Source organism: Pseudomonas putida (assembly GCF_002906855.1).
GTDB lineage: Bacteria > Pseudomonadota > Gammaproteobacteria > Pseudomonadales > Pseudomonadaceae > Aquipseudomonas > Aquipseudomonas putida_N.
Genome location: NZ_MINI01000028.1, coordinates 1453208 through 1477541, shown reverse-complemented (window position 1 = coordinate 1477541; position 24334 = coordinate 1453208). Strand labels below are relative to the sequence as shown.

Genomic DNA, 24334 nt, shown 5'->3' with positions numbered 1-24334 from the left:
CAACTCTATGTTCTGACAGGCGTTTTACCCACGCAAAAAACGAGTGACATTAAGCTAGCACGACCAAAGACAACTTTACACCGTCTGTCGCACATGACAGGGGCATTTGCCTACAGTTTTCGCCCTATCTTCGCTCATCAGGCGTCTACCATGGCCAGGGCCTCCTCCACATCAACTGCAACAAGACGTGAGCAACCGGGCTCGTGCATGGTCACCCCCATCAATTGATCCGCCATCTCCATGGCAATCTTGTTATGGGTGATGTAGATGAACTGCACGCTCTCACTCATTTCCTTGACCAGCCGGGCGTACCGCCCGACGTTGGCATCGTCCAGCGGCGCATCGACCTCGTCGAGCATGCAGAACGGTGCGGGGTTCAACTTGAAGATGGCAAACACCAGCGCCAATGCGGTCAGTGCCTTCTCGCCGCCGGACAGCAGATGGATGGTGCTGTTCTTCTTGCCCGGCGGACGCGCCATGATCGTCACCCCTGTATCGAGTAGATCTTCGCCCGTCAGTTCCAGATAAGCGCTGCCACCACCGAAAACTTTTGGAAAAAGTGCCTGTAATCCGGCATTTATCTGATCAAAGGTATCCTTGAAGCGGTTGCGGGTCTCCTTGTCGATCTTGCGGATTACGTTTTCCAGGGTCTCCAGAGCCTCGACCAGGTCGGCATCCTGGGCGTCCAGGTAACGCTTGCGCTCGGACTGTTGTTCGTACTCCTCGATGGCGGCCAGGTTGATCGCACTCAGGCGCTGGATGCGGCCTTCGACCTGCTCCAGTTCCTGCTCGGTGCCCTGCTCGCTGGCATCGGCCTCGACGGTGGCGAGCACGCCCTGCAAATCGTAGCCGTCGGCCAGCAATTGTTCCTGCAGCGTTTTGCGGCGGATATCCAATCCCTGGCTCTCCAAGCGCATCTGTTCCAGTTGACCGCGCAACAACTGGGCTTGCTGTTCGGCTTGGGTGCGGCGCTTTTCGGCATCGCGCAGTGCGCGATCGGCCTCATCCATGTGCAGGCGTGCCAGGCGCATTTCTTCGTCGACGCTCATGCGCCGCTCCAGCAACTCTTCGAGCTTCAGGCGCAGCTCTTCGAGCGGCGCCTCACCTTCTTCGAGGTTCAGGCTCAGCTGCTCCTGGCGCTCGCTCAGGCGTGCCGCCTGCTGCTCCAGGCGCTCCAGGGCCTGACGGGTGGAGTCGTGCTGCGCACGCAGCGAACCCAGGCGTACGGCCAGCTGGTGGGCGTGGTCCTTGTGCTGACGGGCCTCCTGGCGGATACGATCGAGGCCTTCGCGCAGGGTGTCGCGGCGCGCCATCAGCTGTTCGCGCTGCTCGGTGTCCTGGGCCATCAGGTCCAGAGCCTCCTGCAGCACCAAGCGCGCCTCGCCCAGCTGCTCCTGCTCCAGGGCTCGCTGCTCCTGAAGCTCGATCAGTTCTTCCTGCAAGCGACGGCGACGTAGCTCCACCTGCTCGGCGCGGGCGCGGCCAGCGGAGAGGCTGGCCTTGAGCTCGCCATGCTGGCGGCTTTCATCCTGAGTGCGGCGGCGCAGCTGTTCACGCTGCTCCTCCAGCTCGAGCTGCTGCTCGCGGGTTGCCTGAAGCTGCTGGTCCAGCTGCTCCAGCGCTGCTTCAAGCTCAAGCTGTTCCTGACCCAGGCGCTCGATTTCCTGGCCACGGGCAAGCACGCCACCTTGGGCCTCACCACCCCGGCTGACGCGCAGGAAATGGCGGCCAACCCAGTAGCCATCCCGGCTGACCAGGCTCTGCCCTTCAGCCAATGCGGCGCGCCGTGCCAGGGCCTCGGCAAGGTCTTCGACCGGCTGTACCCGGCCCAGCCACGGAGCCAGGTCGATGTGCCCTTCGACCTTGTCGAGCAGGCTGCCGGGCAGACGCTCACTGTCACCAGCTGCCAGCAACAGACGTAGCTCGCCCTGCTCCAGGCCGCTGAAGTCCAGCCCGGCAAAATCATCCAGCAGCACGGCCTGCAGATCGGCACCGAGCACGGTTTCCACCGCCAGCTCCCAACCCGGCTCCACGCGCAGGCCCTCCGCCAGGCGCGGGCGCTGCTCCAGGCCTTGCTCGCGCAGCCAGTCGGCGGCGCCGACGCCCGGCTCCAGCGCAGCCTGCTGCAGCGCCTCCAGCGAAGCCAGGCGGCCGCCGAGGCGTTGCAGGTCACCCTGTTGCTGTTGTTGGGCATGGGTGGCTTGCTGCAGTTGCTCGCGCACGCTTTCCAGGCGCTCGACTACCTGTTCCTCCGACAACTGCAACTCTTCGAGCAGCATCTCGCTGCTGGCCAGTTGCTCGGAGAGATCGATCAGAGTGGCATCCTGTGGCTCCACACCCAGTTGCTCGCCTTCCTCGACCAGCTTGCGCTGTCGATCGGCCAGGCGCTCCAGGCTGGTTTCCAGCTGCTGCAGGCGCGCCTGCTGTACTTCGGCCTGACGCCGTGGCTCGGCAGAGCGGGTATTGAAGCCGTCCCACTGCTCCTGCCAGCCGTGCATGCCCAATTCGGCCTCTTCGAGGGTAGCGGCGGACTCTTCGGCGGCGGCCAGGGTCTGTTCCTGCTCCGGCTCGAGCACGGCCAGCTCTTCACCCAGGGTGGCCAGCAGGGTGCGGTCATGGCCCAGGTGGGATTCGGTTTCCTGACGGGTGCGCTCGGCTTCCTTGAAGTCGTCCTGCAACTGGCGCAGGCGCTGCTGGCCGTGCTGGATGCTCTGCTCTACCCGGGCGATATCACCGGCCACCGAATAGAAGCGGCCCTGTACCTGGTTGAAACGTTCAGATAACTCATGGTGGCCGTCACGCAGGCGCTCGATGCTGGCATCGGCATTGCGCTGCTCGGCAACCAGCGCCTCATGGGCAATGTCCTGATCGCCGATGGCAGTCTCGCGCTGGCGCACACGCTCGTCCAGGTCGCGCCAGCGCAATGCCGACAGGCGCGCCTTGAGCTGGCGTTCCTGGGCCTTGTATTCGCGATACTTCTCGGCGGCCTGGGCCTGACGGTGCAGGCGTTCGAGCTGGCGTTCCAGCTCTTCGCGCAGGTCGGTCAGCCGCGCCAGGTTCTCCTGGGTGCGACGGATGCGACTCTCGGTCTCGCGGCGGCGCTCCTTGTACTTGGAGATGCCGGCCGCCTCTTCGATGAAGTTGCGCAACTCTTCGGGCTTGGCTTCGATCAGCTTGGAGATCATGCCCTGCTCGATGATCGAGTAGCTGCGCGGGCCCAGGCCGGTGCCGAGGAAGATGTCGGTGATGTCCCGACGGCGGCATTTGGTGCCGTTCAGGTAATAGCTGTTCTGCCCGTCGCGGGTGACCTTGCGGCGAATGGAAATCTCCGCATACGCGGCATATTCACCCAGCAAGGTGGTTTCGCTGTTGTCGAACACCAGTTCGATACTGGCCTGGCTCACCGGCTTACGGCTGGTGGAGCCATTGAAGATGACGTCGGTCATCGACTCGCCGCGCAGGTTCTTCGCCGAACTCTCGCCCATCACCCAGCGCACCGCGTCGATGATGTTGGACTTGCCGCAGCCGTTGGGCCCGACCACGGCCGCCATGTTGCTGGGGAAGTTGACCGTGGTCGGGTCGACAAACGACTTGAACCCGGCCAGGCGAATGCACTTCAGGCGCATCGGTCAGCCTCGGGCCAGCGCCGCCAGCACCAGTTCGCAGCTGCGCTGGCCATAGGCGGTGAGCACCTCGCGGATGCGCGACAGGTCACGGGCAACCACGGCTTCGAGCAGGCGGGCGAACAGGTCGAGGTAGTCGTCCATGTTGGCCTGGCGCTGATCCAGGGCCAGGTAGTAGGCACGACTCATGGCCGGCTGCAGGTTTTCCACGGTTTCCTGCAGATAAGGGTTGTCGGCGAAGGGGTAAGCAGCGCGCATCACCGCGAAGCTCTCGGCGACGAACACCTTGATGTCCTGATGATCGCGTGCCTGCTGCAGGCGCTGCTGGATGTCCAGAAACGGGCGCAGGTCGGCTTCCAGGCGCCATTTCTGGGCAACGGCGTTGCCCAGCAGGATGTAGAACTCGCCCATCAGGGTGCACAGGCTGCGCACGCTACGCTCGTCCAGTTCGGTGACATGGGCGCCACGTCGCGGCAAGATCGCGACCAGATGGCGACGTTCGAGGATCAATAACGCTTCGCGCACCGAGCCGCGGCTGACGCTGAGGGCCTGGGTGACCTTCTGCTCCTGGATCCGCTCACCGGGCGCAAGCTCGCCGCGAATGATGCGTTCGGCCAGGTAATCGGCAATCTGCTCGGAGAGGCTGTCCGGCGCCTTGAACGTCATGGTTTTCCTTCAAAATCATTGAACTGGGCACAAGGGAGCGATTGTAGCGCACTTGCCCAGCGCACGCGCAGAGGGGCATGGCGCTTTATTTGGCCCGCCAGGCAGCCGGCCACACGGCGCGATCTATGCTTGTGATAGGGGCACTGAATTCGGCTGGGCATCGACATACGCAATTTCCTGACCTTTGAGTCAGAAAAATATTGACCACTGCGACAGGTCTGCTTATTGTCCGCCCAACAACAATAAAACCATTGCGAGGCCATCCCCGTGATCCAGTTTCTCGTCAACCAGGAGTTGCGTAGTGAGCATGCCCTGGACCCGAACATGACGGTGCTGCAGTACCTGCGTGAGCACCTGGGCAAACCCGGCACCAAGGAAGGCTGCGCCAGTGGCGACTGCGGCGCTTGCACCGTGGTGGTCGGCGAGCTTGTCCAGGATGAACAGGGCGAGGACAGCCTGCGCTACCGCAGCCTGAACTCCTGCCTGACCTTCGTTTCCTCCTTGCACGGCAAGCAACTGATCAGCGTCGAAGGCCTCAAGCACAACGGCCAACTGCACAGCGTGCAGCAGGCTATGGCCGATTGCCATGGCTCGCAATGCGGCTTCTGCACCCCCGGTTTCGTCATGTCGCTGTTCGCCCTGCAGAAGAACAGCCAGGGCGCCGACCTGCACCAGGCCCAGGAAGCTCTGGCCGGCAACCTGTGCCGTTGCACCGGTTACCGCCCGATCCTCGACGCCGCCGAGCAAAGCTGCCGCCTGCCCTGCCGCGACCAGTTCGACGCCCAGCAGGGGCAGACCATCGCCCGCCTCAAGGCTATCGCCCCGACCCAGACCGGCGAGCTCAACAGTGGTGACAAGCGCTGCCTGGTGCCACTGACCGTGGCCGACCTGGCCGACCTGTACAGCTCGCACCCTGAAGCCCGCCTGCTGGCCGGTGGCACCGACCTGGCGCTGGAAGTCACCCAGTTCCACAAGACCCTGCCAGTGATGATCTACGTCGGCCACGTCGCCGAACTCAAGCGCATCGACAAGACCGCCAGCCATCTGGAAATCGGCGCCGCCACCCCGCTCACCGACTGCTACGGCGCACTCAACCAGGAATACCCCGACTTCGGCGACCTGCTACACCGCTTCGCCTCGCTGCAGATTCGCAACCAGGGCACCCTCGGCGGCAACATCGGCAACGCCTCGCCGATCGGTGACTCGCCGCCCCTGCTGATTGCCCTGGATGCGCAGGTGGTGCTGCGCCAGGGCGAGCGTCAGCGGGTCATGCCGCTGGAAGACTACTTCATCGACTACCGCATCACGGCCCGCCAGGACAGCGAGTTCATCGAGAAGATCATCGTGCCACGCGCCAGCAACGACTGGGCCTTCCGTGCCTATAAAGTGTCCAAACGCCTGGACGACGATATCTCCGCCGTGTGCGGCGCCTTCAACCTGAGCATCGAAGACGGTGTGGTCAGCGGCGTGCGCATCGCGTTTGGCGGCATGGCGGCCATTCCGAAACGCGCCCGCGCCTGCGAAGCCGCCTTGCGCGGCAAACCGTGGAACCAGGCCAACGTCGAACGCGCCTGCCAGGCCCTAGCCGAAGACTTCACCCCGCTCAGCGACTTCCGCGCCAGCAAGGAATACCGCCTGCTGACCGCGCAGAACCTGCTGCGCAAGTACTTCATCGAACAGCAAACGCCCTACATCGAGACCCGGGTGACCGACTATGTCTAACCATCACGTAGCCAAGAGCCAGGCCGAGATGGCCGAACTGTTCAGCCAGGACCTGACCACCGGGGTCGGCCGCAGCGTCAAGCACGACAGCGCCGACAAGCATGTATCGGGCGAAGCGCTGTACATCGATGACCGCCTGGAATTCCCCAACCAGTTGCATGTCTATGCGCGCACCGCAGACCGTGCCCATGCGCGCATCGTGCGCATTGACACCACGCCCTGTTACGCCTTCGAAGGCGTGCGCATCGCTATCACCCACGAAGACATCCCGGGCCTGAAGGACATCGGCCCGGTGGTCGCTGGCGACCCGTTGCTGGCCATCGACAAGGTCGAGTTCTTCGGCCAGCCGGTGCTCGCCGTGGCGGCCCGCGACCTGGATACCGCGCGGCGTGCGGCCATGGCCGCCATCGTCGAGTACGAAGACCTGGAGCCGGTGCTGGACGTGGTCGATGCCCTGCGCAAGAAGCACTTCGTGCTCGACAGCCACACCCACCAGCGCGGCGATTCGGCCGCCGCCCTGGCCAGCGCCCCGCACCGCCTGCAAGGCACCTTGCACATCGGCGGCCAAGAGCACTTCTACCTGGAAACCCAGATTTCTTCGGTGATGCCCACCGAGGACGGCGGCATGATCGTCTACTGCTCCACGCAAAACCCCACCGAAGTGCAGAAGCTGGTCGCCGAAGTGCTCGACGTGCCGATGAACAAGGTGGTACTGGACATGCGCCGCATGGGCGGCGGCTTCGGCGGCAAGGAAACCCAGGCGGCAAGCCCGGCCTGCCTGTGCGCGGTGGTCGCGCGCCTGACCGGCCAGCCAACCAAGATGCGCCTGCCGCGGGTCGAAGACATGACCATGACCGGCAAGCGCCACCCGTTCTATGTGGAGTACGACGTCGGCTTCGACGATGACGGCCGCCTGCACGGCATCAACCTCGACCTGGCCGGCAACTGCGGCTACTCGCCCGACCTGTCTGGTTCGATTGTCGACCGCGCCATGTTCCACTCCGACAACGCCTATTACCTGGGCGATGCCACCGTGCACGGTCACCGCTGCAAGACCAACACCGCCTCCAACACCGCCTACCGCGGCTTCGGCGGCCCGCAGGGGATGGTCGCCATCGAACAGGTGATGGATCACATCGCCCGCCACCTGGGCCGCGACCCGCTGGCCGTGCGCAAGGCCAACTATTACGGCAAGAACGAGCGCAACGTCACCCACTACTACCAGACCGTCGAGCACAACATGCTCGAAGAGATGACCGCCGAACTGGAAGCCAGCAGCGACTATGCCGAGCGCCGCGAGTCGATCCGCCGTTTCAACGCCAACAGCCCAGTGCTGAAGAAAGGCCTGGCGCTGACCCCGGTCAAGTTCGGTATCTCGTTCACCGCCACCTTCCTCAACCAGGCCGGTGCGCTGATCCACATCTACACCGACGGCAGCATTCACCTGAACCATGGCGGCACCGAGATGGGCCAGGGCCTGAACACCAAGGTGGCACAGGTGGTGGCGCAGGTGTTCCAGGTCGACTTCAGCCGCATCCAGATCACCGCCACCAACACCGACAAGGTGCCCAATACCTCGCCGACCGCCGCTTCGAGTGGCGCCGACTTGAACGGCAAGGCCGCCCAGAACGCCGCCGAGATCCTCAAGAAGCGCCTCACCGAGTTTGCCGCACGGCACTACCAGGTGACCGAGGAAGACGTCGAGTTCCGCAACGGCCACGTGCGCGTGCGTGACCAGATCGTCAGCTTCGAGCAATTGGTGCAGCAGGCCTACTTCGCCCAGGTGTCGCTGTCGACCACCGGCTTCTACCGCACGCCGAAGATCTACTACGACCGCAGCCAGGCGCGCGGCCGGCCGTTCTACTACTTCGCCTTCGGAGCCGCCTGCGTGGAAGTGATCGTCGACACCCTGACCGGTGAGTACAAGATGCTGCGCGCCGACATCCTGCATGACGTGGGCGACTCGCTGAACCCGGCCATCGACATCGGCCAGGTCGAAGGCGGCTTCATCCAGGGCATGGGCTGGCTGACCACCGAAGAGCTGGTGTGGAACGCCAAGGGCAAGCTGATGACCAACGGCCCGGCCAGCTACAAGATACCGGCGGTGGCCGACATGCCGCTGGACCTGCGGGTGAAGCTGGTGGAAAACCGCAAGAACCCGGAAGACACCGTGTTCCACTCCAAAGCCGTGGGCGAGCCGCCGTTCATGCTTGGCATCGCTGCCTGGTGTGCGCTCAAGGACGCCGTGGCCAGCATTGCCGACTACCGCGTGCAGCCACAGGTGGATGCGCCGGCGACGCCGGAGCGGGTTTTGTGGGGTTGCGAGCAGATGCGCAAGGCGGTGGCCGACGCCCAACCCGCCGAAGCCGAACTCGAAACCGTGACTCACTGACAACGCAGGCCCGTGTGGGAGCGGGTTTACCCGCTCCCACAGCGACCGCGTCGATCTCTAGAGAGGTTGAATCATGCACCAATGGATCAACGCCCTCGCCGACCACCAGTCCCGCGGCGAAGCCTGCGTGCTGGTGACCATCATCGAGGAGCGCGGTTCGACCCCACGCAACGCCGGCTCGAAGATGGTCGTCAGCGCCACCGGCCTGTTCGACACCATCGGCGGCGGCCACCTGGAATACAAGGCCCTGCACATCGCCCGGCAGATGCTCGCGGAGCACCGCAACACCCCGCACCTGGAGCGCTTCAGCCTCGGTGCCAGCCTCGGCCAGTGCTGCGGCGGCGCCACCGTGCTGCTGTTCGAGCCGATGGCTGCGGTGCAGGCGCACATCGCCGTGTTCGGCGCGGGCCATGTCGGCCGTGCTCTGGTACCCTTGCTCGCCGCGCTACCCTGCCGGGTGCGCTGGATCGACTCGCGTGAACAGGAATTCCCCGAACTCATCCCCAACGGGGTGAGCAAGGTCGTCAGTGAAGAACCGGTCGACGAAGTCGCGGATTTGCCGCCAGGCAGCTACTGCATCGTCATGACCCACAATCACCAGCTCGACCTGGAACTGACCGCCGCCATTCTCAAGCGCAACGATTTCACCTGGTTCGGCCTGATCGGCTCGAAGACCAAGCGGGTCAAGTTCGAGCACCGCCTGCGCGAGCGCGGTTACGACGATGCCGTGCTGGCGCGCATGCGCTGCCCGATGGGCCTGCCCGAGGTCAAGGGCAAGCTGCCGATCGAGATTGCCGTGTCCATCGCCGGTGAAATCATTGCCACCTACAACGCCTGCTTCGGCCAGCACGACGCTGCCGCCAACGCCGGCCCTATTGCCCAGTTGCTGCCGCCCTCCCGGCGCAGCCAAGCCATTTGACGAGTGTGTTATGACCGTTACCCGCAAAGCCTACCGTGCCGCCATCCTGCACAGCATCGCCGACCCGGCCGAGGTAGGCCTGGACGCTTCCCATGAGTACTTCGAGGACGGCCTGCTGGTGATCGACGATGGCCGCATCAGCGCCGTCGGCCCTGCCAGCGAGCTGCTGCCGAACCTCGCAGCCGACATCGAGGTGGTGCATTACCAGGACGCGCTGATCACCCCGGGCTTCATCGATACCCACATCCACTTCCCGCAGACCGGCATGATCGGTTCCTACGGCGAACAGCTGCTGGACTGGCTGAATACCTACACCTTCCCTTGCGAGAAGCAGTTCGCCGACAAGGACCACGCCGACAAGGTGGCGAAGATCTTCCTCAAGGAACTGCTGCGCAACGGCACCACCACCGCCCTGGTGTTCGGCAGTGTGCACCCGCAGTCGGTCAATGCCCTGTTCGAAGAAGCTGAGCGCCTGGACCTGCGGATGATTGCCGGCAAGGTGATGATGGACCGCAACGCCCCAGACTACTTGACCGACACCGCCGAGTCCGGTTACACCGAAAGCAAGCAGTTGATCGAGCGCTGGCACGGAAAGGGTCGCCTGCACTATGCCGTGACCCCACGCTTCGCGCCGACCAGCACGCCGGAACAACTGGCCTTGGCCGGTCAGCTGCTGAAGGAATACCCGGGCCTGTACATGCACACCCACCTGTCCGAGAACCTCAAGGAAATCGACTGGGTGAAGGAGCTGTTCCCCGAGCAGAAAGGCTACCTGGACGTCTACGACCACTTCCAGCTGCTCAGCGAGCGCTCGGTGTTCGCCCACGGCGTGCACCTGTGCGACAGCGAATGCCAGCGCCTGGCGGAAACCGGCTCGGCCGTGGCCTTCTGCCCGACCTCCAACCTGTTCCTCGGCAGCGGCCTGTTCAACCTGCCCCAGGCCGAGCGCTTCAAGGTCAACGTAGGCCTCGGTACCGACGTCGGCGCCGGCACCAGCTTCTCGCTGCTCAACACCCTGAACGAGGCGTACAAGGTGATGCAGCTGCAAGGCGCGCGGCTGCACCCGTACAAGTCGCTGTACCTGGCCACCCTCGGTGGCGCGCGTGCACTGCGCCTGGACGACCGTATCGGCAGCCTGCGCCCGGGCAACGATGCAGACTTCGTGGTGCTCGACTACAAAGCCACGCCGCTGCTGGACTACCGCATCCAGCAGTCCAGCAGCATCGAGGAAACCCTGTTCGTGCTAACCACCCTGGGTGACGACCGCACCGTGCGCGAAACTTACGCCGCCGGGCGTTGCGTGCACCAGCGCTAAGGTTCTTTCGCCAGGCCCCGGTACAGCGCGCCGCCGATCGCAGCTCCGATCAGCGGCGCCACCCAGAACAGCCACAGCTGCTGCAATGCCCAGCCGCCGACGAACAGTGCCGGCCCAGTGCTGCGCGCGGGGTTGACCGAGGTATTGGTCACCGGGATCGAGATCAGATGGATCAGGGTCAGGGCCAGGCCGATGGCAATCGGCGCGAAGCCTGCCGGGGCACGCGCGTCGGTGGCGCCCATGATCACCACCAGGAACATCGCGGTCATCACCACTTCACTGACAAAGCCCGCGCCCAGCGTGTAGCCGCCAGGCGAATGGTCGGCGTAGCCGTTGGACGCAAGGCCCGAGGACAGCTCGAAGCCGGCCTTGCCGCTGGCGATGAGATAGATCACGCCAGCGGCCAGGATGGCGCCGATCACCTGGGCGATCACATAGGGCAGCAGCTCTTTGGCCGGGAAGCGCCCACCGACCACCAGCCCGAACGACACGGCGGGGTTGAGATGACAACCGGAGATATGACCGATGGCAAAGGCCATGGTCAGCACGGTGAGACCGAAGGCGAAGGCGACACCCAGCACACCGATACCGACGGGAGAACTGGCTGCGATTACGGCACTGCCACAACCACCAAGAACCAACCAGAAGGTGCCGACCATCTCGGCCCCCATCCGTGTACCCAGAGACATGGTCATCGACCTTTCCTCAAGTAGTGGAACGCAATGGACGCGCAAGCCCAACTGCTTGATGAAGGTTTGCTCACAAAAATTTAGCAGAGGTTTAGCTATTTTGTAGGATCGCCGCACCGCCGCTCCTACAAAGACCGCAGCCCTGCCGCCCAGGCAAACGATCAACCCTTGGCGGATGCCTTGGGCTTTTTCAGCAGGTGGGAGAACACCGCATGCAGATCGTCCGAGGCGCTTTCCTCGTCCAGGTTCAGCTTGCTGTCGATATGGTCCATGTGGTGCATCATCAGGCTCACCGCCTGTTCGGCATCACGCGCCTCAATCGCATCGATCAGTTGCATGTGCTCGTCGTATGAGCAGTGTGAGCGCGTGCCGGTCTCATACTGGGCAATGATCAGCGAAGTCTGCGACACCAGGCTGCGCTGGAAGCTGACCAGCGGGGCGTTGCCTGCGGCTTCGGCCAACTTGAGGTGGAACTCGCCGGAAAGGCGGATACCGGCGCCACGGTCGCCACGGGAGAAGCTGTCGCGCTCCTCGCGGACCATCTGGCGCAGTTCGTTGAGCTGCTCCAGCGTCGCGTGCTGCACGGCCAGTTCGGTAATGGCACGTTCGACCATGCGCCGCGAGAAAAACACCTGACGCGCCTCTTCCACCGTCGGGCTGGCCACCACGGCACCGCGGTTCGGCCGCAGCAGCACCACGCTTTCGTGGGCCAGGCGCGACAGGGCGCGGCGGATGATGGTGCGGCTGACGCCAAAGATCTCGCCCAGCGCTTCCTCGCTCAACTTGGTGCCCGGCGCCAATCGCTGCTCGAGGATCGCCTCGAAGATGTGCGCGTAGACGATGTCGTCCTGGGTACCACTGCGGCCGGCCTTGCCAGTGCGCGCAGGTTTTTTCAGAGGTTGCAGCTGTTCGTTCATGGGCTCTCGAGGCACGAAGAGAAAGTATGGCGCCATTGTACACAGGCTGAGGCGATTCCGCAGGGGGCGTTTTACCTATATAGCCGTTATACGACGCATTGCGCACACAAAAGATAAAACATTATTTGCATTCTTTGTACACAAAAGCATAATCCACCAAGCAACTTCTTGACCCGTAAGTCAACAAACGCGTCAGTCGTCTGCCTTCCCTCGCGGAGCCACCAAGTGCGTTGCTCAGGACCCTGGCTCCAACAACAACAAGAAAGACTTGAGGAGTACTCGCTGTGGAAAGCCGCAAATCCGAAGCCCCTGCGCTGGATCTCGCGCCACCGCTCGAAACGAGTTGGCTGGAACGGATTTTCAAACTCAAGCAACACGGCAGCACTGTCAGAACCGAACTGATCGCCGGTGTGACCACCTTCATCACCATGGCCTACATCATCTTCGTCAACCCCAACATCATGGCCGACGCCGGCATCGACCATGGTGCAGCTTTCGTCGCCACCTGTATCGCCGCCGCGCTGGGCTGCCTGCTGATGGGCCTGTACGCCAACTGGCCGGTGGGCCTGGCGCCAGGCATGGGGTTGAATGCCTTTTTTACCTACACCGTGGTTGGCACCATGGGCTACAACTGGGAAACGGCGCTGGGAGCGGTGTTCGTCTCGGGCGTGCTGTTCATGTTCCTGACCTTGTCACGCGTGCGCGAATGGCTGCTCAACAGCATCCCGGTGAGCCTGCGCCATGCGATGGGGGCCGGCGTCGGATTGTTCCTCGGGCTGATCGGCCTGAAGACCGCCGGCATCATTGTCGACAGCCCGGCCACCCTGATCAAGCTGGGTTCCCTGCATGAGCCGGGGCCGCTGCTGGCGGCGCTGTGCTTCCTGTTGATCGCCATCCTCAGCTACAAGCGCGTGTTCGGCGCGATCCTGATCAGCATCATCGGCGTCACCCTGGCTGGCTGGGGCCTGGGCCTGGTCAAGTTCGGCGGGGTGATGTCGATGCCTCCGAGCCTGGCACCGACCTGGATGGCCATGGACGTGGCCGGCGTGTTCAACGTCAGCATGATCAGCGTGGTGCTGGCGTTCCTGTTCGTGCATATGTTCGACACCGCCGGCACCCTGATGGGTGTGGCGCAGCGTGCCAATCTGGTGGCGCCGGATGGCCGTATCGAGAACCTGTCGCGGGCGTTGAAGGCTGATAGTGCTTCGAGCGTATTTGGCGCCGTGGTCGGTGTACCGCCGGTGACCAGCTATGTGGAAAGTGCTGCGGGTGTGGCCGCTGGTGGCCGCACAGGCCTGACGGCTGTGGTAGTAGGCATTCTGTTCGTTGCCGCGATGTTCTTCGCACCACTGGCCGGAATGATTCCTGCTTACGCGACTGCCGGCGCGCTGATCTATGTGGCGATGCTGATGATGGGCAGCATGGCACACATTCATTGGGATGAAGCGACTGACAGCATTCCGGCGATCGTCACGGTGATCATGATGCCGCTGACCTTCTCGGTTGCCGACGGTATCGCCCTGGGCTTCATCAGCTATGTTGCGTTGAAGGCGGGGACCGGCAAATACAAGGAGATCTCCGCCAGCCTCTGGGTGCTGTGCGCGATCTTCATTGCCAAGTTCGTGTTCCTCTGACCCTCACCGCACCAACCAAGGGCGCTTCGGCGCCCTTTCTTTATTTCTATAGCCTGTACCGGCCCTTTCGCGGGACAAGCCCCCTCCTACAGTGATTGCGTATTCCTGTAGGAGCGGCGGTGCGGCGATCCGACTTGCCCCGCGAAGAGGCCGGCACAGGCATTACAAAAACAGCAGACGAAAAAAAGCCCGCCAGTGTGGGAGCGGGCCAAAGGACCTACGAAGATTCTTCTAGCGACCAACTAGCTTCCGCGATAGGTCGAATAGCTGTACGGCGAGATCAGCAGCGGCACGTGGTAGTGCTCCTGCTTTTCATCGATGCCGAAACGCAGCACGACAACATCCAAAAACGCAGTGTCCGGCAGCTGCACGCCGCGGGCACGGTAGTAGGCGCCAGCGCTGAACTGCAGCTGGTAGACGCCGGTACGGTAATCGTCACCTTGCAGCAGCGGTGCGTCGACGCGGCCATCGCTGTTGGTCAGGGCAGTGTTCACCAGCTCCAGCTGCTGGCCTTCGACGCGGTACAGCTCGACCTTGATCGAGCTGCCTGGGCAGCCATGCGCGGCATCCAGTACGTGTGTGGTCAAACGTCCCATCTGCTTGTCGCCTCTTGTTCAATCTATGGGCAAAAAATACACAGCCAACGCCCCAACTTAGGGCCTGCGATGTGCGGGAATGACGCCATTAAGACATTTCATCACCGGATTGTACACAATTTTTTGATCCCTCCCGTCGCAACCCCGCCAATCAGCCCTTCAGTCGCAAATACAGGCGGCGCACGGACGTAAATGTCATTAACTGACCATTCAGGCAGGTTTCTTGCAACACGTTCTCAAGCGACAAAAGGGAAGAAATGCGGAAAAACAGGCTTACAAAAGATTTCAGAAGTTGTATACAATCAGCCCATCCGGTGGTGCGACATCCCGACGCGGCCCGCCCACCCCGCACCAACACACAAGAAGGAAGACTGCAGTGAGCGCTGACTACCCTCGCGACCTGATCGGTTACGGCAACAACCCTCCTCACCCGCAATGGCCGGGCAACGCTCGCATTGCGCTGTCTTTCGTCCTCAACTACGAAGAAGGCGGCGAACGCAACATCCTGCACGGTGACAAAGAGTCCGAAGCCTTCCTGTCCGAGATGGTAGCCGCCCAGCCCCTGCAGGGTGCGCGCAACATGAGCATGGAATCGCTCTACGAGTACGGCAGCCGCGCCGGCGTGTGGCGCCTGCTCAAGCTGTTCAAGGACAGCGGCGTTCCACTGACTATCTTCGCCGTGGCCATGGCCGCCCAGCGCCACCCCGATGTGATCCGCGCCATGGCCGAAGCCGGCCACGAGATCTGCAGCCACGGCTACCGCTGGATCGACTACCAGAACATGGACGAGGCCCAGGAGCGCGAGCACATGCTCGAAGCCATCCGCATCCTCACCGAACTCACCGGCGAACGCCCAGTGGGCTGGTACACCGGCCGCACCGGCCCGAACACCCGCCGCCTGGTGATGGAGGAAGGTGGCTTCCTCTATGACAGCGACACCTACGACGACGACCTGCCCTACTGGGAGCCGAACAACCCGACCGGCAAGCCGCATCTGGTGATCCCGTACACCCTGGACACAAACGACATGCGCTTCACCCAGGTGCAGGGCTTCAACTGCGGCGAGCAGTTCTTCCAGTACCTGAAAGACGCCTTCGACGTGCTCTACGCCGAAGGTGCCGAAGCGCCGAAGATGCTGTCCATCGGCCTGCACTGCCGCCTGGTCGGCCGCCCGGCACGCCTGGCCGCGCTCAAGCGCTTCGTCGATTACGCCAAGAGCCACGACCAGGTCTGGTTCGCCCGTCGCGTGGACATCGCCCGCCACTGGCACGCCACCCACCCGTACAAGAAAGAGAACGCCTGATGACCGCCTTCAAGACCCTCAAGCCATCCGCCCTGGACCGTGACGCCTTCGTCAAGGTATTCGCCGATATCTACGAGCACTCGCCGTGGGTCGCCGAAAAAGCCTACGACCTGGGCCAGCTGGGCGAACTGGACGAGATCGAGGCGCTGCACCAGCGCATGAGCGACATCCTGCTCAGCGCCAACCATGCCGACCAGCTGGCGCTGATCAACGCTCACCCGGACCTGGCCGGCAAGGCCGCCATCCAGGGCGAGCTGACCGAATCGAGCACCAACGAACAGGCCGGCGCCGGCATCCACGAGTGCACCGCCGAAGAGTTCGCCCGCTTTACCGAACTGAACGATGCCTACAAGGCCAAGTTCCAGTTCCCGTTCATCATGGCGGTCAAAGGCAGCAACCGGCACCAGATCCTCGCTGCCTTCGAAAAACGCATCCACAACGATACCGATGCCGAATTCAAGGAAGCCTTGGCACAGATCAACCTGATCGCCCTGTTCCGCCTGCTGCAGCTGTAAGCAACAGCCGAACCCTTATTTTAGAAAAACGAACAATAGAAGAGATAACCGCATGCGCACCCTTATGATCGAGCCCCTGACCAAAGAAGCCTTCGCCGAATTCGGAGACGTGATCGAAACCGATGGCAGCGACCACTTCATGATCAACAACGGCTCGACCATGCGCTTTCACAAGCTCGCCACGGTCGAGACCGCCGAGCCTGAAGACAAGGCGATCATCAGCATCTTCCGCGCCGACGCGCAGGACATGCCGCTGACCGTACGCATGCTGGAGCGCCATCCGCTGGGCAGCCAGGCTTTCATCCCGCTGCTCGGCAACCCTTTTCTGATCGTGGTCGCGCCGGTTGGCGATGCACCTGTATCAGGCTTGGTCCGTGCCTTCCGTAGTAACGGCAGGCAGGGCGTTAATTACCATCGCGGCGTCTGGCACCACCCGGTGCTGACGATCGAAAAGCGGGATGACTTCCTGGTGGTTGATCGCAGTGGTTCTGGCAACAACTGCGATGAGCATTACTTCACCGAGGAACAGATGCTGATCCTCAATCCCCACCAATAAGAAAAGGTCGGTCATCGTTCACGGTGATCGGCAGAGGTACATACTGTGGAAGCACACCTTCACGAATGGTTGAACCTGAGCATTCGCTGGGTTCACATGATCACCGGCGTGGCCTGGATCGGTGCATCGTTCTACTTCGTCTGGCTGGAGAACCACCTGAACCGAAGCAACCCGCGCGATGGGTTGTCGGGTGATCTCTGGGCGATTCACGGCGGTGGTATCTACCACCTGGAGAAATACAAGCTCGCCCCCCCGAAAATGCCCGAGAACCTGCACTGGTTCAAATGGGAAGCCTACTTCACCTGGATGTCCGGTATCGCCCTGCTGTGCGTGGTGTTCTACTGGAACCCGAGCCTGTACCTGCTGGCACCCGGCAGCACCTTGAGCGGTGCCGAAGGCGTGGCCATCGGTATCGGTTCGCTGGTTGCCGGCTGGTTCATCTACGACTTCCTGTGCGACTCGCCGCTGGGCAAGCACCCTGCCCTGCTCGGCGCCGTACTGTTCGTCCTGATCATCGCCGCCTGCTTCGGCTTCAGCCTGGTGTTCAGCGGCCGTGGTGCGTACCTGCACACCGGTGCGATCATCGGCACCATCATGGTCGGTAACGTGTTCCGCATCATCATGCCAGCCCAGCGCCAGCTGGTGGCGGCGATCGAGAACAACCAGACCCCGGACCCGGTACTGCCAGCCAAGGGCCTGCTGCGTTCGCGTCACAACAACTACTTCACCCTGCCGGTGCTGTTCATCATGATCAGCAACCACTTCCCGAGCACCTACGGTAGCCAGTACAACTGGCTGATCCTGGCTGGCATCGCAGTAGCCGCGGTACTGATCCGCCACTACTTCAACACCCGCCACGACAGCAACAAGTACGCCTGGACCCTGCCGGTCGGCGCCCTGGCGATGATCTGCCTGGCCTACGTCACCGGCCCCAAGCCGATCGCCGTCAGCCCTGAGCAGGCCGCAGCGAAGGTCGAGTACCAGCCGCTGCCAGCCACCGCCGTCGGCGGCAAGACCGCTGCCGAGTTGCGCGCCGAGGAAGCCGCCAAGGCCGCCGAAGCCCCTGCCGCGCCAGCCGAGGCTCCGGCCCAGGCGACCGCACAGGCCGCCGGTGGCGACTTCGACAAGATCCACAAAGTCATCCAGGAACGCTGCAGCGTGTGCCACTCGTCGAAACCGACCAGCCCACTGTTCAGCGCAGCACCTGCCGGCGTGATGTTCGACACCCCGCAGCAGATCCAGGCCCAGGCCGCGCGCATTCAGGCGCAAGCGGTTGCCAGCCAGATCATGCCGCTGGGCAACATCACCCAGATGACCGCCGAAGAGCGCAAGCTCGTCGGTGACTGGATCGCCAAAGGCGCTCAGGTCAACTGATCCACCCTCTCCTGCCTGGGCGTCCGCGCGCCCAGGCGGGGGCGGCCTTGCGCCGCGAAGAGGCCGGCAACCCCGGCCTCGCCCTTATAGATTCATGCAACAAGCAAGCATCGAGCGTTCGACTGCGTGCGGGACCCCCAGGCTGCCTCCATCGGGCCTGCCGTATGCGACTGGCGCTTGGATCCGAGAATAAAAACAAAACTCGAGGTGCTGCATGTCCGAGTCACGCAAGGCGTACATTCCAGTTGCGCCGCCGCGACAGCCTCTGCCCCTGTTCCAACTGTTCCTGGTTGGCCTGCAACATGTGCTGCTGATGTACGGGGGTGCGATTGCCGTCCCTCTGATCATCGGCCAGGCCGCTGGTTTGTCTCGTGAAGAAGTCGCTTTCCTGATCAACGCCGACCTGCTGGTCGCCGGTGTCGCCACCATCATCCAGTCGTTCGGTATCGGCCCGGTCGGGATCCGCATGCCGGTGATGATGGGTGCCAGCTTCGCTGCCGTCGGCAGCATGGTGGCCATGGCCGGCATGCCGGGCGTAGGCCTGCAGGGGATCTTTGGCGCGACCATCGCTGCCGGGTTCTTCGGCATGCTGATCGCGCCGTTCATGTCCAAGGTCGTACGGTTCTTCCCGCCGCTGGTCACCGGTACGGTGATCACCTCGATTGGCCTGTCGCTGTTCCCGGTGGCAGTCAACTGGGCCGGTGGCGGCCAGAACGCCGCGACCTTCGGTTCGCCGATCTACCTGCTGGTGGCTGGCCTGGTGCTGGCCGTCATCCTGTTGATCAACCGCTTCATGCGCGGCTTCTGGGTCAACGTGTCGGTGCTGGTGGGCATGGGCCTGGGCTACATCCTGGCCGGCTCCATCGGCATGGTCGACCTGTCGGGCCTGAGCGACACGCCGTGGCTGCAAGTGGTGACGCCACTGCACTTTGGCATGCCGACCTTCAGCCTGGCGCCGATCCTGTCGATGTGCCTGGTGGTGGTGATCATCTTCGTCGAGTCCACCGGCATGTTCCTCGCCCTGGGCAAGGTGACAGACCGTGAAGTGACACCAGGGATGCTGCGTCGCGGCCTGTTGTGCGATGCCGGTGCGTCGTTCATCGCCGGCTTCTTCAACACCTTCACCCACTCCTCGTTCGCCCAGAACATCGGCCTGGTGCAGATGACTGGCGTGCGTTGCCGCTACGTCACGATCACGGCAGGTGCACTGCTGATCGCGCTCAGCCTGCTGCCCAAGGCGGCCTACCTGATCGCCTCGATCCCGCCTGCAGTACTGGGCGGCGCGTCCATCGCCATGTTCGGCATGGTCACCGCCACCGGGATCAAGATCCTCCAGGAAGCCGACATCGGCGACCGCCGCAACCAGCTGCTGGTGGCGGTGAGCGTCGGCTTCGGCCTGATCCCCGTGGTCAAGCCGGAGTTTTTCGCGCAGATGCCGCAGTGGATGGAACCCATCACCCATAGCGGGATCGCCATGGCCACGGTCAGTGCCCTGGTGCTCAACGTGCTGTTCAACATCCTCGGTGGTGCCGAGCGCGCCGTGCACAACGACGCCTGCCACGAGCATTGAGCCCTGAGCGGGGCGGCGCAGTTTGCCGCCCCTGCTCATTTTCCGCAGTAACCGCTTCACCGTCGGCCCGCCGGAATGGGCCGCTCGGGGCGCCTGCGCGCCGAAAAAACCGCCAACAAAAACAATAAGTCCGGGAATCACAACATGAAGCGCACCACCTCGTCCCTGCTGCTGGGCAGCAGCCTGCTGGCCACCCTCCCCGCCCATGCAGGCGATTGGCTGCTGTGGCACGGCGAAAGCCTGACGTACTTGTACGGCAAGGACTTCAAGATCAACCCCGATATCCAGCAGACCATCACCTTCGAACACGCCAACAAATGGAAGTACGGCGACACGTTCTTCTTCGTCGACAAGATCTTCTACAACGGCAAGGCCGACCCCGGCAAAGGCGAAGACACCTACTACGGCGAGTTCAGCCCACGCCTGTCGTTCGGCAAGATCTTCGACCAGAAGCTCGCCTTCGGCCCGATCAAGGACGTGCTGCTGGCGATGACCTACGAACGTGGCGAAGGCGACAACGAGGCCTACCTGATCGGCCCCGGCTTCGACCTGGACATTCCCGGCTTCAACTATTTCACCCTGAACTTCTATGTGCGTAACACCGAGGGTGACCGCCCCGGTGACAACGTCTGGCAGATCACCCCCGGCTGGTCCTACACCATCCCTGTGGGCAGGTCCGATATTCTGATCGACGGCTACATGGACTGGGTCACCGACAACGACCAGAACCACCGTGGCACCTACCACGCCAACCTGCACTTCAACCCGCAGATCAAGTACGACCTGGGCAAGACCCTGAACATCGGTGCCAAGCAGCTCTACGTCGGCTTCGAGTACAGCTACTGGAAGGACAAGTACGGCATCGACAGCCGCGGCAACCTGGACAGCAATCAGAGTGTCGCCAGCGCGCTGATCAAGGTACATTTCTGAAAACCTGATCAATCGCCCAGGTTTGAATCACTGTGCTCCAGGACGGAGCACTTGAGGCGCGGCGCGCAAGCCAGTAATCTGCGCGCCCCCTCGATCAAGGCAGGATGGATTCTGCCTGCGTTTACTGACCGCTCAGTCAATGAATTCGGGCGGTTGGCCAACGTGTTGCCAGCCTGAAAGACCCTTTTCATCCGTTCAGAACGAAGTCGAGCAGGAAGGTTTCGCCAACCCAGGAAAGTTGGCTCGACCCTTGCCAAACAGCTGTGGCCTATCGAAAAAAGCTGACTCAAAAGACAAAAAAGCGCCAACAACGAGCGCTGACAATAGATCAATCAAGGGAGCGACACTCGCAATGCGTACCATCAATAGCCTGATTCTCGCGGGCGGCCTGCTGGCCTGCGGCACCACCTTCGCCGGCGACCTGCTGCAGTGGCAGAACAACAGCCTGACCTACCTGTGGGGCAAGAACTTCAAGGTCAACCCCGATACCCAGCAGACCTTCACCTTCGAGCACGCCGATGGCTGGAAGTACGGCGACAACTTCTTCTTCGTCGACAAGATCTTCTACCAGGGCAAGAAGGACGCCAACAACGGTCCCAACAGCTACTATGGCGAGTTCAGCCCGCGCCTGTCGTTCGGCAAGATCTTCGACCAGAAGCTCGAGTTCGGCCCGGTCAAGGACGTGCTGCTGGCCGCGACCTACGAGTTTGGCGAGGGTGACGTCGAGTCGTACCTGATCGGCCCAGGCTTCGACCTGAACATCCCCGGTTTCGACTACTTCCAGCTGAACTTCTACAACCGCATGCCTGAAGGCAGCCGCGCGGGCAACAATGTCTGGCAGATCACCCCGGTCTGGTCCTACACCATTCCGGTCGGTGATTCTGACGTACTGATCGACGGCTTCATGGACTGGGTCGTCGACAACGACGAGAACCGTCACGGCACCTACCACGCCAACCTGCACTTCAACCCACAGATCAAGTACGACCTGGGCAAGGCCCTGCACCTGGGCGAGAAGCAGTTGTATGTGGGTGTCGAGTACGACTACTGGAAGGACAAGTACGGCATCAAGGACAGCGATGGCTTCACTACCGACCAGAACACCATGAGTTTGCTGGTGAAAGTGCACTTCTGATTCGGCTTGAACGTGAAAGCGCCGCCCTCTGGCGGCGCTTTCACAATCACGATTTGTAAGTTAAAGCTTACAACTTTTTAAGACTTATCTTGCTTAAAACCAAAACTGCCTTATAAGTCAAAAACAGGGCCGACGGCAATGCCATGCCAAAACCCAGCAATATCAACTCCACTTCGTGGTGCGGGATGACCCGAAAGATATCCAACACCAGCACTGCTGCATTGATCGCCAATGCCAGGCCGAACATCGCACAGCACTTGTAAAGGGCCTGAGCGTCGGCGCTTCGCAGCAGGAAGCCAAAGCCCAGAGCCCCCCACGCCAGCGCCGTGAGCAGGTAGAGCGCCAGGTGATAGGCGTCGTATGTCAGTACACCGAACATGTGATGTGCCCTCCCGAGCAAATCTGAAATGGCAAGTTACGACTATAAAGCCATCGCCTTCGCCTGCACTGCAAATTTTTGACATTATTTTTGCAATTTTTAGACTAAACTCGTTGCCCTCGCCCAACCAAGAAAGAAAACAGGCCAACTTGATGCGTACTCCCCTCGCCGCGCCATGGCGCTATCTGCTGCTACTCTGCTCAACCTGGTTCGGCATCTTCCTGCTGACACGTTTCATATTGCTGGCCACACATCTGGATGAGGTCAGCGGTAATTATTTCTCGATCTTCTTCGACGGTGCCCTCTACGACCTGAGCTTCCTCATTTACACCGCCCTGCCACTGGGCGTGTACCTGGTCCTGTGCCCGAATGCCTTGTGGCGCTCGCGTGCTCACCGCTGGCTGCTCGCCGGCTTGTGGGTGGTCAGCCTGTTCGTGATGCTGTTCGTCGCCGTGGCCGAGTGGCTGTTCTGGGACGAGTTCGGCGTACGCTTCAACTTCATCGCGGTCGACTACCTGGTCTATTCCAAGGAAGTGCTGGACAACATCCGCGAGTCCTACCCTCTGCCCACGCTGCTCAGCAGTATCGCGGTGGCCGCGGTCCTGCTCGCCCTGGTGCTGCGCAAGCCGCTGGCCCGGGCCCTCGCAGCCCCCGCCACCACCTCACGCCAGCGCTGGTCCGGGCTGGGCGTGCTGGCGGTGCTGGTCGGCCTGAACATCGTGGTGATCGATCAGCAGTTCCCGCGCGGCCAGGGCGGCAACGCCTACCAACGCGAACTGGCCAGCAACGGCCCGTACCAGTTCTTCGCCGCCTTCCGTAACAACGAACTGGACTACACCCAGTTCTACGCCAGCCTCGGCGCCAGCGAAGTCGGTGCGCAGATGCACCAGGAACTGGCCGAACCCAACGCCCGCTTCCAGGGCCAGGAACCTCAGGACATTCGCCGCCACGTCAGTGCCAGCGGTGAACAGCGCACCCCGAACATCATCCTGGTGACCATCGAGAGCTTCAGCGCCAAGTACATGGGCAGCAACGGCGATGCGCGCAACCTCACGCCAAACCTCGACGCCCTGCGCCGCGAGAGCCTGTATTTCAACAACTTCTACGCCACCGGCACCCGTACCGACCGCGGCCTGGAAGCCATCACCCTGTCGATCCCGCCCACCCCGGGCCGCTCGATCGTCAAGCGCATCGGCCGCGAAAGCGGCTACGCCAGCCTTGGCCAGCAACTCACCGCCAAAGGCTACGATGCCGTCTTCGTCTATGGCGGGCGCGGTTACTTCGACAACATGAACGCGTTCTTCAGCGGCAATGGCTACCGCATCGTCGACCAAAGCAGCGTCGATGAAAGCGAAATCAGCTTCAAGAACGCCTGGGGCATGGCTGACGAGGACCTGTACCGGCAGACCCTCAAGCTGGCCGATGCCGATTACGCCCAGCAGAAGCCGTTCTTCCTGCAACTGATGACCACCTCGAACCACCGCCCCTACACCTACCCGGACGGCCGCATCGACATCCCGTCAGGCGACGGCCGCGAAGGCGCGGTGAAGTACACCGACCATGCCATCGCCCAATTCCTCAAGGAAGCCAAGGGCAAGCCATGGTTCGACAACACCCTGTTCGTCTTCGTTGCCGACCACACGGCCGGCAGCGCCGGAGTCGAGGACCTGCCGGTGAACAACTACCAGATCCCGCTGTGGATCTACGCGCCGAAAATGATCGAGCCCCGCGAAGACAACAAGCTGGCCAGCCAGATCGACCTGGCGCCTACTCTGCTGGGCCTGCTCAACTTCGACTACACCTCGACCTTCTTCGGCCGCGACCTGCTCAAGCAAGACGACCTGCCGCCACGCGTGCTGATCGGCAACTACCAGCACCTGGGGCTGTTCGACGGCAACAACCTGGCCATTCTCAGCCCACGTGGCGGCATGCGTGTGCATGAGGATGCCCTGGGCAAGAGCCACGAAACCACGGTCGCCAGCGACAACCCGTTGATCCGCCGGGCGATCGCCTACTACCAGAGCGCGGCCTACGGCTTCAGCCAGGGCCTGCTGGCCTGGAACCCTGAGGAGCAAGGCGTCGCAGCCGACAAGTGAGCC

19 protein-coding genes are annotated in these 24334 nt (G+C 62.4%); 13 read left to right on the top strand and 6 right to left on the bottom strand.

The features are described from left to right. Positions 1 to 137 precede the first annotated feature (137 nt). Positions 138 to 3626, bottom strand: a complete 3489-nt coding sequence (gene smc, locus BGP85_RS07235) for a chromosome segregation protein SMC (protein ID WP_103446561.1) — start codon at positions 3624 to 3626, stop codon at positions 138 to 140. 3 nt (positions 3627 to 3629) lie between these two features. Then, positions 3630 to 4289: a GntR family transcriptional regulator gene (locus BGP85_RS07230; protein ID WP_103446560.1), complete on the bottom strand. Its 660-nt coding sequence runs from the start codon at positions 4287 to 4289 to the stop codon at positions 3630 to 3632. A 267-nt stretch (positions 4290 to 4556) separates the two neighbouring features. Between BGP85_RS07230 and xdhA the strand changes: the two genes are divergently transcribed. The 4 genes from xdhA to guaD all read left to right on the top strand — a co-directional run bounded on the left by xdhA (position 4557) and on the right by guaD (position 10637). After that, a complete protein-coding gene (xdhA, locus tag BGP85_RS07225; RefSeq protein WP_103446559.1) occupies positions 4557 to 6011 on the top strand; it encodes a xanthine dehydrogenase small subunit in 1455 nt (484 codons plus the stop codon). Next, positions 6004 to 8403 (top strand): xanthine dehydrogenase molybdopterin binding subunit, encoded by a 2400-nt coding sequence (gene xdhB / locus BGP85_RS07220; protein ID WP_103446558.1) that lies wholly within the window; start codon positions 6004 to 6006, stop codon positions 8401 to 8403. The genes xdhA and xdhB overlap by 8 nt, the downstream gene beginning before the upstream one ends. Positions 8404 to 8476: 73 nt before the next feature. Beyond that, a complete protein-coding gene (xdhC, locus tag BGP85_RS07215) occupies positions 8477 to 9322 on the top strand; it encodes a xanthine dehydrogenase accessory protein XdhC (RefSeq protein ID WP_103446557.1) in 846 nt (281 codons plus the stop codon). A gap of 10 nt (positions 9323 to 9332) precedes the next feature. Next, the gene (guaD, locus tag BGP85_RS07210; protein ID WP_103446556.1) at positions 9333 to 10637 is read left to right on the top strand and encodes a guanine deaminase; all 1305 of its coding nucleotides are present in this window, start codon (positions 9333 to 9335) and stop codon (positions 10635 to 10637) included. On the opposite strand, the gene aqpZ is transcribed toward guaD, so the two are convergent. Together aqpZ and BGP85_RS07200 are read right to left on the bottom strand one after the other, a co-directional pair. After that, the gene (gene aqpZ / locus BGP85_RS07205) at positions 10634 to 11332 is read right to left on the bottom strand and encodes an aquaporin Z (RefSeq protein WP_103446555.1); all 699 of its coding nucleotides are present in this window, start codon (positions 11330 to 11332) and stop codon (positions 10634 to 10636) included. The two genes, guaD and aqpZ, sit on opposite strands and share 4 nt — an antisense overlap. Positions 11333 to 11487: 155 nt before the next feature. Next, a complete protein-coding gene (locus tag BGP85_RS07200) occupies positions 11488 to 12243 on the bottom strand; it encodes a GntR family transcriptional regulator (RefSeq protein WP_103446554.1) in 756 nt (251 codons plus the stop codon). A gap of 284 nt (positions 12244 to 12527) precedes the next feature. On the opposite strand from BGP85_RS07200, the gene BGP85_RS07195 reads away from it, so the two are divergent. Beyond that, on the top strand, positions 12528 to 13877 hold the full coding sequence (locus BGP85_RS07195; RefSeq protein WP_103446553.1) for an NCS2 family permease: 1350 nt from the start codon (positions 12528 to 12530) through the stop codon (positions 13875 to 13877). Positions 13878 to 14119: 242 nt separating this feature from the next. Here the strand turns inward: BGP85_RS07195 and uraH are convergent, their stop codons facing one another. Next, entirely contained in the window at positions 14120 to 14473 is a 354-nt protein-coding gene (gene uraH / locus BGP85_RS07190; protein WP_054884130.1) for a hydroxyisourate hydrolase, read from the bottom strand. A 376-nt stretch (positions 14474 to 14849) separates the two neighbouring features. Here uraH and puuE point away from each other — a divergent pair, with 376 nt between their 5' ends. From puuE to BGP85_RS07155, 7 genes are all read left to right on the top strand, one after another. Then, positions 14850 to 15776, top strand: coding sequence for an allantoinase PuuE (puuE, locus tag BGP85_RS07185; RefSeq protein WP_027921250.1), 927 nt, complete (start codon positions 14850 to 14852; stop codon positions 15774 to 15776). Next, positions 15776 to 16291: a 2-oxo-4-hydroxy-4-carboxy-5-ureidoimidazoline decarboxylase gene (uraD, locus tag BGP85_RS07180; protein WP_103446552.1), complete on the top strand. Its 516-nt coding sequence runs from the start codon at positions 15776 to 15778 to the stop codon at positions 16289 to 16291. Before puuE ends, uraD begins: the two co-directional genes overlap by 1 nt. Positions 16292 to 16343: 52 nt before the next feature. Further along, positions 16344 to 16847 (top strand): ureidoglycolate lyase, encoded by a 504-nt coding sequence (locus BGP85_RS07175; protein ID WP_054884133.1) that lies wholly within the window; start codon positions 16344 to 16346, stop codon positions 16845 to 16847. Between the two features lie 45 nt (positions 16848 to 16892). Continuing rightward, a complete protein-coding gene (locus BGP85_RS07170) occupies positions 16893 to 18221 on the top strand; it encodes a urate hydroxylase PuuD (RefSeq protein ID WP_103446551.1) in 1329 nt (442 codons plus the stop codon). A gap of 214 nt (positions 18222 to 18435) precedes the next feature. Beyond that, positions 18436 to 19791: a nucleobase:cation symporter-2 family protein gene (locus BGP85_RS07165; RefSeq protein ID WP_103446550.1), complete on the top strand. Its 1356-nt coding sequence runs from the start codon at positions 18436 to 18438 to the stop codon at positions 19789 to 19791. A 144-nt stretch (positions 19792 to 19935) separates the two neighbouring features. Further along, positions 19936 to 20721 (top strand): outer membrane protein OmpK, encoded by a 786-nt coding sequence (locus BGP85_RS07160; protein WP_103448220.1) that lies wholly within the window; start codon positions 19936 to 19938, stop codon positions 20719 to 20721. Between the two features lie 352 nt (positions 20722 to 21073). After that, entirely contained in the window at positions 21074 to 21856 is a 783-nt protein-coding gene (locus BGP85_RS07155; RefSeq protein ID WP_103446549.1) for an outer membrane protein OmpK, read from the top strand. A gap of 67 nt (positions 21857 to 21923) precedes the next feature. Here BGP85_RS07155 and BGP85_RS07150 read toward each other — a convergent pair whose 3' ends face one another. Further along, positions 21924 to 22235 (bottom strand): hypothetical protein, encoded by a 312-nt coding sequence (locus BGP85_RS07150; protein ID WP_103446548.1) that lies wholly within the window; start codon positions 22233 to 22235, stop codon positions 21924 to 21926. 152 nt (positions 22236 to 22387) lie between these two features. On the opposite strand from BGP85_RS07150, the gene BGP85_RS07145 reads away from it, so the two are divergent. After that, complete coding sequence (locus BGP85_RS07145) at positions 22388 to 24331, top strand: LTA synthase family protein (RefSeq protein WP_103446547.1); 1944 nt, start codon at positions 22388 to 22390, stop codon at positions 24329 to 24331. The last annotated feature ends 3 nt before the right edge of the window (positions 24332 to 24334 follow it).